The organism is Acidovorax sp. FG42 (assembly GCF_057809195.1).
On the sequence record NZ_JBMDJM010000011.1, the window covers coordinates 129,232 to 144,225 of the forward strand.

The window sequence follows — 14,994 nt, forward strand, 5'->3', positions numbered from 1 at the left end:
ATTGACATCATCATTTTGATGACGTAAAGTCATCTCCAATGATTCATCAACCCTTGCTGAGCTTCGGATTGGGCTTCGCCCTGGCATGGCTCTTCTTCAAAGACAAGGATTCCAAGATGCCCGCTGTGCAGAAACAGTTTGAAGACTTTCATGCCGCTATCAAGCTCGATGGCGACGACGAAAACGCGAAGCTGCGCGAGAAGCGCGACACCCTCATCCGCGCGCTCAAAGCGAACCTGCCCGACGACGTGCCGAACTTTGAGACCTTCAACCAGGGTAGTTATTCCATGTTCACCGGCGTGCTGCCGCCGGACCGCAACTACGACATCGACGTCGGCGTCATCTTTAACTGCAAGAAGGACAAGTATCCCGATCCGGTGGCACTGAAGAAAAAGGTGCGTGATGCGCTCGACACCCACGGCCGCTCCATCTCCATCCGCCGCCCGTGTGTCACCGTCAACTACATGCGCGATGGCAACATCGACTACCACGTTGACTTGGCCATCTACGTGAAGCGCGACGACAACCTCCTGGACCTGGCCAAGGGAAAGGAGAACTCGGCCGACGACAAGCGCGTCTGGGAAGGCGCCGACCCCAATACGCTCACGACCCTCATCTGCGGCGCATACACGGATGCCGACGAACTCGCGCAGTACCGCCGATGCATCCGCTACCTGAAGCGATGGCGCAACGTCCAGTTCTACAGCGGCGCGCCCCTCAGCATCGCCTTGACGGTGGCTGCCTACCGGTGGTTCAAGCCTCACTTTGAAACCTCGGGCAAAGCGGGCGATCTGCTCGCCATGCTGGCCTGGGTCAAGGCCATGCTCTCGCAGTTCGCGTGGGACCTCACCGACGAAGGCCTCCACGAGCGGCTGAAAGTCGTCTTGCCTGTCTCGCCGAGCAGCGACCTTATGGCATGGATGACGAAGTCGCAGATGGCCACCCTGAAGCAACGCCTGGAATCACTGCGCGATACGCTGAGCGACGCTTACGACGAAGAGCTACCTGAAGACGCCTGCAAGCTGCTGAACAAGCAGTTCGGCGACGACTTCAAGGTTCCCGAGAAGGCCGAGACGGCGAAGGCGGCCCGCGCTCCCTACATCAGCACCGGGAACTCGGCTTGACGGGCAAGGCACCGACTCCTCCGGACAGAACCGACATCGTCTTCGACGCTGCTCGCTTGCTGTGCGGCGAACGCGGCATCCATATCGCACGGTGTGATTCTGGCAAACCCGGGATCCTCGCAACCACGCTCAAGGGCTCGACCCGAGAGTGGGAATTGCTCGTTGACTGCCAGGAAGAATGCCTATCACTTCCTGCCGTAGGTCTCAGGCCACCACGTGGCTTTCTTCCGCACGTGAGCTACCACGGCAGCGTCTGCGTAAACGATGGACAAGGTCTTTCCATTGATCCCGATCGCCGAGAGGACATTGCGGCGCACACCTTGCTCGCCGCCTATGACCTTCTGGAGAAGTGGTCCACTGACGAATATGCCGCCCGCGCTGAGTTCATGAACGAGCTTGAGGGCTACTGGAACGGACTGCCTAGTTCTGTACGAGGCCAAGCCGCCTTCGAGATCGACGGCAACGACCGCCTCATCAGCGCTTACGGAGACAGTAAACGCAAGCAATCGGCCTGGTACTTCGCTGATCGAGGGGTTCGACCCCGAGAGTTCGATCTGACGAAACTGCAGCCAGTGCGGGCGCTGTATATCCACCTTGACCAACTGCCAGGCATCCCTGCACACCCCGACCAACTCACGCATGACTTCCTGGATGAAGTCCGCGCAGCGTTATCGCCTCCTCAACTGAGCCTATGGAACGAACTCCTTGGCCCGTCGAAAAATGCGCGCAAGACGAACGCACTGTTGCTGTCGGTTCCGCGCCAGGCCGGAGGCCGGTCGCTCATCGGCGTCGCGTTTGCGGCTCATGATCGGGAGATTGATCGACGAGTGTCGGTATTCCCGCTCACCGCACGTCGCCGAACGGCATCGCACATGCGCGAGCGAGGTGGCGCTTCTCTCGAACTCATGGCCAAGCGTGTCGCCATACTCGGTTGCGGCGCTGTCGGCTCGGTTGTGGCCGACACGTTGGCTGCAGCGGGCGTCGGCAAGCTGACCTTGATCGATGCGGAAGAGTATTCAGAAGACAACGTTTTCCGGCATGTGCTTCAGCCAACCTATATTGGCATTCCAAAGACCATCGCACTGAAGCATCAGCTGGAGCAACGCTACCCCGGCTTGGCCGTTGAGGCTTTCAACGTTTCCGCACAGCGTTGGCTCGCCAGCACTCCTCTCAACGGGATTGATGGCGTGGTGGTGGCCTTTGGAGCACCGTCAGTAGAGCGATCATTCGGTCGCGCGTTCCGTTCACAAGAACACGAACTCCCGCTCGTTTTCACTTGGCTAGAAGCGCTCGACCTCGGGGGGCATTCTGTCTTGATGTGGGCGCACAGACCGGGATGTCTGGACTGCCTATACCGGGATGACGAGGGCGCTTCCTGCTTGCACCCGCGTACGTCATTTCTTGAACCCAATCAACACGTCACCCGCAATCTCACGGGATGCGCTGGCGTGTTTGTGCCGTACGGCGCACTGCAGGCACGTAAAACAGGCCACATGGCTGCCGAACAGATGCTGGGCGCTTTGGTCGGTTCATCTCCTGAGCGCGCGTATCGATACTGGTCCGGTGACGGCACACAAGCGCGAGCCCAAGGGCTGCGAACAACTCCTTGGTGGTCGCGTGCCCCGACAACCAGTGCAGCCGTCGCGACCGAACAGGCATTCGGGCGTCCCTGCAAGCGTTGCCGAGGTGACTCATGAAACTTGTTTACCGGGTCACACCTCGACAGCGCCTCATCATTGCCGAGGATGCGGCCAGCCAGTTGCTGTCTTTCGCCCAGCGTCGCTGGTGGCAATCCGAGGCCGGAGGCGTTCTGCTTGGACGGCATCTGCTCGACAGCCACGACGTCGTTGTCGATGAGGTGACCACCCCGCAATCAACCGACCGTCGAAGTCGCTTCGGCTTTTTCCGCTCCCGCCAGCACGAAGCACTGGCCCAGGAACGCTGGCGGCAGCAAGCCGCGACGAGTGCGTATCTCGGCTTGTGGCACACGCATCCAGAGCCTGATCCCACCCCCAGTTCGGTCGACCACAAGGACTGGCAGAAAGCCGTGGCCGGAGATGCGTTTGAGGGTGACCGACTCTTCTTTCCCATTGTCGGAACCGACAGCATTCGCGTTTGGACTCTGAGCCGACGCGGCACCCTCAAGCAACTACGAGAAGAGAACAAAAATGGCTAGAACACAAGAACGGGCATACCTGAGTCCCACCGTCCGTCGCGATCTCTGGGTCGATGCCGGTGGCCGGTGCGAATTCCGCGGCTGTTGCAAGCCGATTGACCGGGACTTTCTTACGAAGCAACGTTGCAACGTCTCGGAGTACGCCCACATCATCGCCGACAGTCCGGCAGGTGCCCGCGGTGTTGCCGGGGAGTCCGAGCGTCTTGCCGCCGACCCGAGCAACCTCATGCTGCTCTGCTACGACTGCCACAGCCGCATCGACCGCAAGGGGCAAGACAACCCCTACACCGCTGAACAGTTGCATGCGATGAAGCGGGAGCATGAAGCTCGCATTCAACTCATCTACTCGGCAACTGGTGTCAAAGAGAGCCTGCCCATCATCATGACGTTTCCCATTGGCTCTCTGGTGCCCGTCATTGACCTGGACCAAGTCCATCACGCCATGTTGGAGAACAGCGCTTACACGCGATTCCCGCTCGGTAGGTCCATCAACATCAATCGCAGCGCCTTTGATGTGCAAGACAGCTCACCCGACTTCTGGCCACAAGCCGAGAGAGCCCTCACGTCCTTGTACGACCGCCTCATTCATCCTGAGCTGACAGCCCGCGATGGACCAAGCCACCTGACCGTGGCCGGGTTCGCGCCCGTCCCCATGCTGATGAAGCTTGGGGCGCTCCTCGGTGACAAGACGGAGGCGAGCGTGCTTGACCTACCAACCGAGCGTTGGCTCTGGGACCGCACCCCCAGTTGCCCAGCACCGGAATTCATCTATCAAGTTCCAGATGTCCTGCCTAGAGAAGTGAGCGCGGTCATCAGCATTTCCAACCGGGCCGTACACCCACAGGGAATGGAAGTAGTCGAATTTCAAGCTCGATCTCCAAATCGCGGCGTCATCCGCACCGAATCACATCTGCTCGCGTTTCGCCGCGACTTCAATGCCTTCTTGATGGCCCTCGCTCGGGCAGGTGCGCGAGTCCTTCATATCCACCCGGCAACCCCCTTGAGTGCGAGCGTCGAAGTCGGGCGATTGCTGCTTCCGAAAATCTTTGAAGAAATTCACGTCCATGAATGGCAGGCTCCAAACTGGAGAACTGCACTGCGGCTCAAGTGAGCGCGCAGCGACAGCTTTCGAGATCATGAGCAATCGTGCAGAACGCGACGTCAAATTTTTTCCGACTTGAGTACATCCTCAACCCCGCAATAGTCACCGTCTTTTGTTTACGATTGGTTTCACATCACCTTTCCCATAAAAAGGTATCAACAGAGAGTTGTGAAGGATTTTGGTCATGAAAAATGGCAGGTTGAAACGCTGCTTCGCTGCAGCCTTGATTACGACAGCGCTGCTGCCGTCTGTTGCGGCAGCATTTCAAGTTCTTCCGCGAATCACTGACGTGGACCGCAAACTCACGGGTCTTGGGGGCAACCAGTTCATTGATGGCATCGGTCAATGGTTTGTCGGGAACGCACTTCCCATGATCAAGAGTCCAGTCCATGAGGCCATTACCCTGAACGCGCTCGACTGTGCGGTTCCGGCAGGCTCTGAGGCGCAGTGTCTGACGACTGCGGCCGTTCGCGAGAACCAAGTGCTTCTGTATGGTGTGCGTTGGCCCGACGATCCACCGTTCGCACTCAATCGTGCATCGCCACCGCGCATTGCAGACTGTGACCCCAAGGTCACGCTGCGTTCGACGGCGCAGCCGAAATGCTGGAAGGGACTGTTCTCCGACGCCGACAAGACTGCAAAGCAGCGCATGGCCAGCAAACCTGGCCAACCGGCCTTCGGACCTGGTGACTACCTGCTATATCGGTCACATTTTGGCGACCTGCAGTTCTTCCATTCCATGGCTGCGTACGACGGTGAAACTGCCGCTGAGACCCAGCAGCGGATGAGGATGTGGGCGCAGTTCCTTTGGGGCGTGGCGACCAGGACCACCCCGACCGATCGCTTCATCCGCACCGTAGGCGACGACCAACTGGCACACTATTTTCCGGGCGACATGACAGCTACGAACTTGTTCGCAACCGGCATCATCGAAGTGCGCAAGGATCTGGACAAAGTCGCCATCGGGGCATTGCTGCACATGCTCCAGGACAGCTTCTCGCAAGCCCATGCCGGACGCAATCCGGAAAGCGGAGCCTCCTGCGAGGCGATCCCGAGATTCGCGCAACCGGGCAAGATCAGCCAGTTCTACAGTTATGCAGGCCAAGTGGGCAGTTTGCACGACCATGAAGACACGTTCAATGCGCTGGGCCTGCAGACGCTGCAGATCAGTCCCAACGTCGTCGATGCCAGCCGTGCCTTCCTGACTTTGTGGAAGGAGAATGCACCCTGGAGCGAGGCGGAAAAATACTTCGATTGCGCCTTCGCGCTTGATTCGCCGGGCGCCAAAGCCGGCCCTGGACCTTTCACCAACTGAGACGCGCCAGCGACCGCCCGAACGCGCCAAGATTTGGACCCGGGTATCCGTAGATCTATCGCTCGACACATACGGGTACCTCGACCTGGAAGCCTTGCAGCGTGATGTCAGCAACGCACCCGCAAGACTGCGCGGCGACCATCCCGCCGATCACGTACCGAGTCGATCAAACTCCGAAAATAGCTTCTTCCATCGTTCAAGAGTAGGTTCGTCGATGTCTTTGAGACCTCTGGCGAGCATGGTCGCTTTGACCCTCTTCGCAACATCAACCTTCCAGCCCTGCTGGAGGGGAACCCCCTGGCTTCTCGCCCATTCTTCTACTTGCGGAACGATTGGCTTTCCCAAGACGAGCACGTCAGTAAATCGTTGATCAGCGTCACGAAAAATCCGATCAGTGGCATCCGCAAACTGCGCCTGGGGAATGAGGTCCTCGACTTCCGAGTTCTCGAAGCCTACAAACGCATCAGTCACGAGGACCTTCTCCCTTTCGCCCTCGTAAAGACTGGTTGAAAGCTCTTTGGCCATCCGGGCACCCATCACATCCCCGTCCAACAAAACCACTGGCAACTTGTCATCACGCCCAGTAAGCACACTGGCAGTTGTCCGAAGCGTCTTCGTACCACCCCCAGGTGGAAAGACGAGTTCCCGGCTCGGCGAGATCTTGCCCGCGCTGATGAGCAACGTTTTGATCAGGGTTAGATAGTGCTGATCAGAGGTACCTTCGACAACCACCGCCGCGCATCCTAGAAGAAGACTTTCGGCGACATTGAGGTTAAGCGCCGAGTAGACAGCGTAAGCAGCTCCAGCCTGAGCTTTGTCGGCGCCGTTTGCGCGCAGATCTGGAGATGCCTGTGTGGTCCCGTCTGGGGCAACGAATACCTTGCGAACGCGATCAAGCCTATCAGGATCGACCAAGAATGGAGAATGGGTCGTGTAAATGATTTGATTCGTCGGCGCAAGGCCATCAAAGAAGGCCGACAGGTCTCTTTGAGCGAGCGGGTGTAAGGACAGCCCTGGTTCGTCAAGCAGCAGTACCGCGTCTTCGTGATCACCCTCACTCTCTACCAAGAAGACTAGGAAGAAACTCAGGAACCACTGGAGGCCCGTACTTCGTGTTTCCAACTCGACTTCCTCCGGACGTTGTCCATCGGAGACCCAGATTCGGAAGTGATTGCCATCCGCGTCGAATCGAAATCGGTAGTCGCCTTGCTTCCACCATGATCTGAACTTATCGGTCAGCTTCGTTCCTGCTGACTGAAGCAAGATAGATCGCTCGCGCTTCTTCTCAGCGATCGCATCGATTTCCTGCTGCGTCGGCTCGCGACCATTGGGATCCTTGAAGTCGCGGCCGAGCTCCAAAATCTCCTTCGGGCTCAATCCAACAAAACTGAACAGGACGCGAAGGGTCCGCGACTTGGCTGCTTCCTTACTTCCAAGGTCCTGCCGTTCCAGATTTGCCACAACATGGGGAAGATAGATCTCCGAGTCCAAGTTCCCATAGTTCGAGTAATAAACGAAACTGGGGAGTGCCTTCGTAACGAGATCTCGAACGCCTTCCCGATCTTCTACCGAAGGTGCTTGCACTTCGGATACCCAACCTTCAAAAAGCTCTACTGCTTGGCGGAGACGAGGGACCAAGGTCGATGTCTTTGCAGGTGTTTCGGGCACCAGCGCCTTTAGAGCAGAAACTGCCTGCGAAAGCTCTTTCAATTTCCAGGAAACTTCAGCAATGGCACATTTGAAGCCTTTGGCAGCTTCCAGAATGGATGTTTTGAGCGACTCTTCCTGTTTCATCGGAGTCGTCGATTCGACGTCGGAGATCAAACTCCCAAAACCTGACAGCACATCGCTTGCCGCGACCTCTGTAGTAGCCATGTAGTTGGGGAAATTGATCTCATACCGTCCATCGTAGTAACGAGTAACACGTACCAGATTTAGATTCGTCGCCGGAACGCCGGCCGCCAAGGAAAGGCGATCGGCCAACCCACCTGTCTCGAACTCAGCAGTGATGAAGCTGTAGGTCCCTGGTTTTGCTCTGATATCTGTGAACATCCGCTTCGGATAGTCCGACGTCGGCTGAAGCTCCCCGTCGCGAGCAGGATTGAACTTCCAAAGAGGCAAGAGAAGATTTGTCTTTCCTGACTCATTGACACCGATGAGTGCCGACACGTCACCTGATTCAATCCACCCGCTGGTCTTGACTGAGCGGAAATTTGTCACTTGATATCGAACCAGTTTCATGTCAAGCCTCTTTAATGTTTGTTCTTTAGCACGTTGAGAACAGCGCTTCCGTATTAGCCCTTAGAAGGCTCTGCCGCGCGTGCACGCTCATAAATCTCCGGAAGCAATGCTTCTGCGACGTCATCGAACACCTTCGGATTCTGGAGCATCTGATCGGACATCGAATGATGGCTGGCCAGCGCTTTGATCACCGCCTCTGCAAGAACCGTCCTGAAATCGCCATTCGCAAACTGCTGCGCCGTCGGATTAGCCTTTGCCTGAATTTGAATGCGCTCATCCGAGGCAGTGTTCCCGATCACCGCAGTGAACCAGCCCGCAATCTCAGCGTCGCTAAACTTGCCCGCGAACAAGCTGTGGATCTTCTTGATGATCTCGCTGAGCTTGGCGTGCGGATCCTCTTGTGGATCCCCGCCGCCCGGACCGAACGGGTGAAGCGCACTGGCCTCGCCCTTCGCGAGGTCGAGGATGTGTTCCCGCTTGTTGACGACCTTGTAGTTGGCCAGACGCACAGCACCGTCGATCGTCACCGGATCGTCTTCCTGGCCGCGCAAGCGCGGTAGAAGCATCTTCAGGAAGGCGTGCAGCTTTTCCAATTCAGCGTCGTCATAGTCAACCACCTGCGACAGGAAGTCGTAAGCCGCCACGAACGTGACCGCATCTCGGCGGAAAAGCTCTTGTTCCTCAGCCTTCAAACCCTTGAAGCGTTCGTGGGCCTGTTTCAGATGCGCCTGGAATGCCTGGTCGTTGCGCGTGCTGAAGTACAGCTTGGAGAAGGCCTCGACTTCGGCCCATTCATATACGCCGGATCCATCCAACTTCTCGCGCAACTGGTGGGGCATGTTGCGATCGGCAATTGCAACGAGCTGGGCCGTACGGTAGTACGGCTCGAATGCCTTGAGGATGTCCTCAGCGTTGTTCCGGAAATCGAGGACGAATGTGAGCGTCTTGCCCGGGAAGGTGCGATTCAGACGCGAGAGGGTCTGCACGGCCATCACATCGTCGAGCCGCTTGTCCACGTACATGGCGCAGAGTAGCGGCTCATCGAAGCCGACCTGAAATTTGTTGGCCACCAACAGCACGCGGTACTCGTCAGTGCGGAACGTTTCCTTGATCAGGTCGTCCTTGATCTTCGGGGTGCCACCGTTGATGTCGCCTTCGTCGGCATCGACCACCGCGTACTCGTTGTCGGTGATCGTCCCCGAATAGGCCACCAGCGCCTTGAAGTCGTGGTAGCCCATTTTGGCCATGTACTTGTCGAACTCCTTCTTGTAGCGGACGGCCGCTTTGCGGCTGTCCGTCACCACCATGGCCTTGGCCTGGCCATTGAGAAGGTGCATCACGTGCTTGCGGAAGTGCTCGACGATGATGGCGATCTTCTGACCAATGCTGGTCGGGTGCAGGTTCGCGTACTGGAAGATTTTCTTGCGGGCTTTGCCTGACTTGACCTCGATGTCCGCGCCAGCCTGCTCGAGCTTAAAAGCCAGGTCGTAGGTGATGTAGCCCTTGAGGACGTCAAGGATGAATCCTTCCTCGATCGCTTGGCGCATGGAGTACACGTGGAACGGGTGCGGCAAGCCGTCGTCCCCCTTGCGGCCGAAGATCTCCATCGTCTTCGCCTTCGGTGTCGCTGTGAAGGCGTAGTACGACAGGTTGGGCGGGCGCTTCCGCGCAGCCACCGCCTTGGCCACGATGTCCTCGCTCGAGATCTCTTTGTCCTCGTCGCCTTCTGCATCCTCCTTGAGCGCATCAGCCTCGGCTTTGAGCCCTTCATCGGCCAGCGCCTGGCGCAGCTTCAGGGCCGAGCGCCCGGACTGGGATGAGTGCGCCTCGTCGATGATGATCGCGAAGGTCTTCTTGCCTGCCTTTCCGATCTTGTCGAGCACGAAGGGGAAGGTCTGTAGCGTCGTGACGATGATCTTGGCGTCGCCGTCGAGGGCCGTGGCCAGTTGCTTCGAGCCCTCGGAGATGGCCGCCACAACGCCAGGAGTGGACTCGAACTGCTTCAGCGTGTCCTTCAGCTGCTGGTCGAGCACGCGACGAGCGGTGATGACGATGACGCTGGTGAAGACCTTCTGGTTCTTGTCATCGAAGAGGCTGGACAGGCGGTGCGCCGTCCAACCGATCGTGTTCGACTTTCCGGACCCAGCTGAGTGCTGGACAAGATAGGTCTGGCCGACTCCTTCCCTGAGAGTGGCGGACAACAGGGAATTGACGCAATCCAGCTGGTGATACCGCGGGAACAGCAGAGACGGCGTCAGCGCACGCTTGCCCGTCTTGAGGTTGACCGATTCCTTCACCTCAACGGAGACGAATTTGCCGATCACGTCCAAGAACGTTGGACGGCTCAGCACCTCATGCCAGAAGTAGGCAGTGGCGTGCCCGCGCTTGATGTCGGCAGCATTGCCCGCGGAGGCGCCGCCCTTTCCATCGTCAATGCCTTGGTTGAACGGGAGGAATCGGGTCTTCGCGCCGTCAAGCTTGGTGGTCATCCGCACCTCATCGCTGGAAAGCGCGAAGTGGACAAGCGCACGCTTGCCGAACGACAGCAGAGGCTCAGGCGTGTTCGTTGCAGCGTCGATTGGCAGACGATCCTGCCGGTACTGCTTGACGGCAGCCTCGATGGGCTGTGTTGTCTCCGTCTTCAGCTCAATGGTCACAACTGGAATGCCATTGATGAACAGCACCAGGTCGATGCTGCTTCCTCCGTGCATGGAGTAATGCACCTGGCGGACGACGCGCAGGATGTTGGCGTTGTAGTCGTCCCAGAGCTTGGGGTTCAGGCTGTTCGCCGGTGCGAACTGCGCCATCTTGAAGGTGGCGTTGATGTGCTTGAAGCCGCGGCGCAGGACATGCAGGGATCCCCACAACTGTGGGTCGTCCTTCTTGATAGTCTTGCGCTCACGATCCAGTTCGGCGGTAAGGGTTCGAGCAAACTCGCGCTGTGCCTCCGCATCGTCCTTGTGGTGCGCGGTGAACTTCTTCCACGCGTCCGGTTGCGTTGCCTTGACCCATGCCACAGCATCCGCCGGGTAGATCGCCATCCGCTTGTCGTAGCCCTCGTCATAGACAAAGCTCTTCACGTACGGGAGCGGCCCGTCGAACGACCAGCCGGTGGCCTTCAGGTGATTGCAAATTTCGTCCTCGAAGACGATTTCTTGATGGATTGCTGCGGACATGCGGTGGCTCCCTAGCCTATTCAATTTTCAAGTGGTGACTGACGTCGAGGCGCCCCAAAACGGCATCTGTAATCGTTGCAGAGCGAAACTCAGCCAGAACGTCCAGTTCTCGCTTAACGTGTTGAGTCAAATCATCAATTCGTTTCAACTCGGCGGTCAGAGTGTCTAGGAGCGCATCTCGCTTTGATGCGGGCGGGAGCACAACTGGAAACTCCTTGACGTTGGTCTGATTGATCGATGCGAGATTGGTGCTTTGCTTCGAGTTGTTCATGAAGTAGAACTTCGCGTACGAGGTACGCGTAACAGCTGCCAGCCAGGGAGCCCATTCGATGTCATCGAGCCGAACCGCAAACACGTGGTTCTGGTGCAAACATTCTTCGACGAGGCCTTCCCACATCGCACCGCGGCCGACCTTGTCGTAGTCTCCGCCCTCGTTCATGAGGACATCGCCAATCTTCAACGCGTATCGATCCACTTCGTTCTCAGCGACTTCGATGAACGCCACGTCACGCAAGTCGATGTAACCTTCTTGCACGTTCGCGACGCGCATGTAGGGGCGCTCAACAGTAGTGGAGCCAGCGTCGTTCTTTTTCCCTTTTGCAAGACCCGATCGAACTTGACCCAAGTATTTCAATCGCTTCAGCGACCAACCGTCTGGAATTTTCGGCAACCAAACATCACCAGTAGGTTGGGACGCGACGTCCTGTCCGGTCACTATTTCAGTGATTCGCGTTGACTTCAACTCAGTAAGCGAATTCAGAAGGCGCCTCTTCTCATCGATCAATCCGTCAATTCGTTCCGTCTCGACATCGAGATATGCGGAGATGGCCCGTTGCTCTTCAAGAGGTGGAAGGAAGCAGCGTTCCGCCAAATAGGCTCCGCTATCCAGATTTTGGATACCAGTCGACTGCTTGATGCTGATCTTGGTGACAGATCGATCATAGAGATGCGCGTGCAGGAAGATAAGGAATCGACCATCGACGAAGTCACGCGGTCTCATTCGAGCAACAAAGTTAGAGCACACTGCACCTGATTCGCCTTCGAACTCCACGACCATACCGACTGGCTGCAGTTCTCCACCGCCAGATTTCTCGATGAGCAAATCCCCCGGTAGCAACTGCCGTGGGACACGCTGATCGAAGGGAACTGATCGAACAGTTTGGTGTGGGAAGGTTTTCCGCTTGGGTCTATCGAAGTCAGCAACACGAATGACCGGGGTGTCGCTCCCATCCCCTTCCGGCTCACCACCCCAAATGCCGTTAATGCAACCCTCCACCGTATCCTTGAGGCGCATTGGCTGCCAATGCGCAGGCACACCTTCCTGCCAGCTTAGTCCCGTGCAGGCTCGTTTCGATGAATCGATCGTTCGCATATTTATCCCTCGTATCCCCGCTGGACCAAAGTAGCGGAACTGTTCCACTCAGTACGGACCCGGGTTAGTTCGAAACTCTTTCTCCGTCGAATCAAGATGAGGCCGATCACGTTCACGCCACCACCCCTTTGAGCATCTCCATGAATCGCTTCTCCATGGCTTCGATGTCTTGCTTGATGACCTCACGGGTGCGCGGCGCTTCATAGACATAGAACTCTCTGTTGAAGTTGATCTCGCAGCCAACCACGCCAATCTGGCCGTCGGACTGGTCGACTGTTCCGGTGTTGACCCATGCATCGGGCCAGTGCGGTTTCACTTCGGCATCAAAGTACGCGTCGATGCCAGAAGCCACGTTACTGCCGACAGATGCGAAAGGGATGTACTCGGCGTCGCGGAGGTCCGAATCCGACAGCGGATTTCCCTTGTCATCGTTGACGATCTCGGCCTTCTTGTCGCGCACACCGAAGCCCTTGCGCAGAGCATCGAGGACCTTGCCCTTGAAGGCCGTGGATTTGAGAGAGCGTCCGGCCGCCTTCTCTTCGGCCACGAAGGTTGCGTCCATGGCTTTCAAGTCGGTCAGAACGGCTTCGGTGCTCAGATAGGTCTTCTCTCCCAGGCACTCGATCAAGCGGTCCGCAAGCGCAAGGAGGTTCTGTGCCTCAAGAGGCGTAGATGTCTTCTTGCTCGTCAGGCTCGCGACCCATGCTTGTTTGCGTTCTGCCGTCAGCTCGTAGCGCAGGCGCAGCGGACGCTCGATGGTGACCTTGCGGTAAAAAAAGTGCGAGGTCGGCAGAACCTTCGCTTTGAGTTGACGGACGCGGCTGCCGTTGGCCGCCTCATCTTTCCAGTCGAGCGCACTGAACTCGTGATACACCTCCACGATGCGTCGCTGGCAGTCATCGCTCAGCTCGAAGCGCTTCTTGCCAAGGTTCTTTTTCATCAACACACCCATGTTTGTGGCGTCGATGAGCAGGACCTTGTCCTTGCGCTCCGCAGGCTTGCGGTTCGACATGAACCACAAGTAGGTTGCGATGTTCGTGTTGTAGAACATGTCCGTGGGCAGGGCCACGATCGCATCCAGGTAGTCGTGCTCGAGGATGTAGCGTCGGATCTCGGACTCACCGCTGCCGGCATCTCCGGTGAACAGAGGTGACCCGTTGTGGACCAGGCCGACGCGCCCACCACCCTCGCCGTTGATGAACGGACGCATCTTCGAGATGGCGTTCAGCTGGAATAGCATCTGACCGTCCGAGATGCGCGGCAAACCAGGGCCAAAGCGGCCCGCTGCGCCCTTGGCATGTTCACGCTCGACAGCCTCCTGGGCCGGCTTCCATTCCACGCCGTAGGGCGGGTTCGAGAGCTGGTAGTCGAAGCGCTCATCCGGATGCTTGTCGCTCTCGAGCGTGTCCCCCAATGCGATGTCCGCGGGATCCTGTCCGCGGATCAGCATGTCAGCCATGCAGATCGCGTAGGTTTCGTCTTCGAGCTCCTGTCCGAAGAGCCGCAGCTTGGCGTTCGGGTTGAGTTGTCGAACCTTCTCTTCTGCCTCGGACAGCATGCCGCCAGTGCCCGCCGTCTGGTCGTACATCGTGCGAATGGCGCCAGCCACTGACAGCGCGTCGTCGTCGCCGTCGAAGAGGATGTCGACCATGAGGTGAATGGCGTCCCGCGGCGTGTACTGCTCACCTGCTGGCGATGCGTCGTTGAACTTGCGAAGCAGTTCTTCGAACGCCTTGCCCATGTCGTGGGACGAGACGGAGTACATGTCCATGGGCACGCGGCTGAATGCCTGCACCACATGGAAGAGTCGCCCCTTCTCGCGCAGCTTGTCGACCGTTGCCATGAAGCTGAACTTCTCGAAGATGCGGCGGACGTTCGGCGAGAAGCCGTTGATCAGGTCCTCGATGTTGTCGCGCAGATCGTCGGGCGCTTCCAGGAGCCCCTTTATGGTGAAGTTCGAGTGATTCCAAAACTGGACGCCCGTGATGGGCGTCAGGAACATACGCAGGTCGTAGCCCTTGGCGGAGATCTCTTTGTGCTTCGCGAGCACCGCCGCTTTCGTGGGCTGCAGCAGGCAGTCCAGTCGACGCAGGACCGTGAAGGGAAGAATGACGCGCCGGTACTCGGGCTCGCGAAATGCACCGCGAAGGATTTCTGCAGTGCGCCAGATCACATCCGCCGTGTTCGTCTTGGCAAGAGCAAGCGCCTCGCGCAACGACGGCAGCATCTCCCGTACGTACACAGCAAAGTTGTGCTTGCCGTTGGTCTTCCACGATGGCTGCATTCCTCGGAATGCGGCGATCTCTGCGACGATCTCTTGCGCCCGGACCGGTGCGCCCAATGCAGCCAGCTCCTGCGACAGCGCTTCGAGGCGTTTGACCGCTTCCGTCTCTTGATCGTCGGTGGAAGGCTGAGTGAGCGTTCCGACGAGGTCCATGACTTCGTCGAAGGCGTCTTGGGCTGAGAGTTTGCGTGCCATTCAGTTCTG

At 57.9% G+C, this 14,994-nt stretch carries 9 protein-coding genes; 5 read left to right on the forward strand and 4 right to left on the reverse strand.

All coding sequences use genetic code 11. The annotated features are described in order from the left end of the window. Positions 1–38 precede the first annotated feature (38 nt). From ACODSM_RS13455 to ACODSM_RS13475, 5 genes are all read left to right on the forward strand, one after another. On the forward strand, positions 39–1,124 hold the full coding sequence (locus tag ACODSM_RS13455) for a nucleotidyltransferase domain-containing protein (protein ID WP_488805602.1): 1,086 nt from the start codon (positions 39–41) through the stop codon (positions 1,122–1,124). Next, positions 1,121–2,821, forward strand: coding sequence for a ThiF family adenylyltransferase (locus ACODSM_RS13460; RefSeq protein ID WP_488805603.1), 1,701 nt, complete (start codon positions 1,121–1,123; stop codon positions 2,819–2,821). Before ACODSM_RS13455 ends, ACODSM_RS13460 begins: the two co-directional genes overlap by 4 nt. Beyond that, positions 2,818–3,300: a Mov34/MPN/PAD-1 family protein gene (locus ACODSM_RS13465; protein WP_488805604.1), complete on the forward strand. Its 483-nt coding sequence runs from the start codon at positions 2,818–2,820 to the stop codon at positions 3,298–3,300. The genes ACODSM_RS13460 and ACODSM_RS13465 overlap by 4 nt, the downstream gene beginning before the upstream one ends. After that, entirely contained in the window at positions 3,293–4,411 is a 1,119-nt protein-coding gene (locus ACODSM_RS13470) for an SAVED domain-containing protein (RefSeq protein WP_488805605.1), read from the forward strand. Before ACODSM_RS13465 ends, ACODSM_RS13470 begins: the two co-directional genes overlap by 8 nt. A 175-nt stretch (positions 4,412–4,586) precedes the next feature. Beyond that, on the forward strand, positions 4,587–5,717 hold the full coding sequence (locus tag ACODSM_RS13475; protein ID WP_488805606.1) for a hypothetical protein: 1,131 nt from the start codon (positions 4,587–4,589) through the stop codon (positions 5,715–5,717). A 150-nt stretch (positions 5,718–5,867) separates the two neighbouring features. On the opposite strand, the gene ACODSM_RS13480 is transcribed toward ACODSM_RS13475, so the two are convergent. The 4 genes from ACODSM_RS13480 to ACODSM_RS13495 form a co-directional block, all read right to left on the reverse strand. Further along, the gene (locus tag ACODSM_RS13480) at positions 5,868–7,958 is read right to left on the reverse strand and encodes an AAA family ATPase (RefSeq protein WP_488805607.1); all 2,091 of its coding nucleotides are present in this window, start codon (positions 7,956–7,958) and stop codon (positions 5,868–5,870) included. A 53-nt stretch (positions 7,959–8,011) separates the two neighbouring features. Beyond that, complete coding sequence (locus tag ACODSM_RS13485; RefSeq protein WP_488805608.1) at positions 8,012–11,134, reverse strand: type I restriction endonuclease subunit R; 3,123 nt, start codon at positions 11,132–11,134, stop codon at positions 8,012–8,014. Between the two features lie 16 nt (positions 11,135–11,150). Further along, positions 11,151–12,506, reverse strand: coding sequence for a restriction endonuclease subunit S (locus ACODSM_RS13490; RefSeq protein ID WP_488805609.1), 1,356 nt, complete (start codon positions 12,504–12,506; stop codon positions 11,151–11,153). Between the two features lie 112 nt (positions 12,507–12,618). Beyond that, complete coding sequence (locus ACODSM_RS13495; RefSeq protein ID WP_488805610.1) at positions 12,619–14,985, reverse strand: type I restriction-modification system subunit M; 2,367 nt, start codon at positions 14,983–14,985, stop codon at positions 12,619–12,621. Positions 14,986–14,994: the final 9 nt, after the last annotated feature.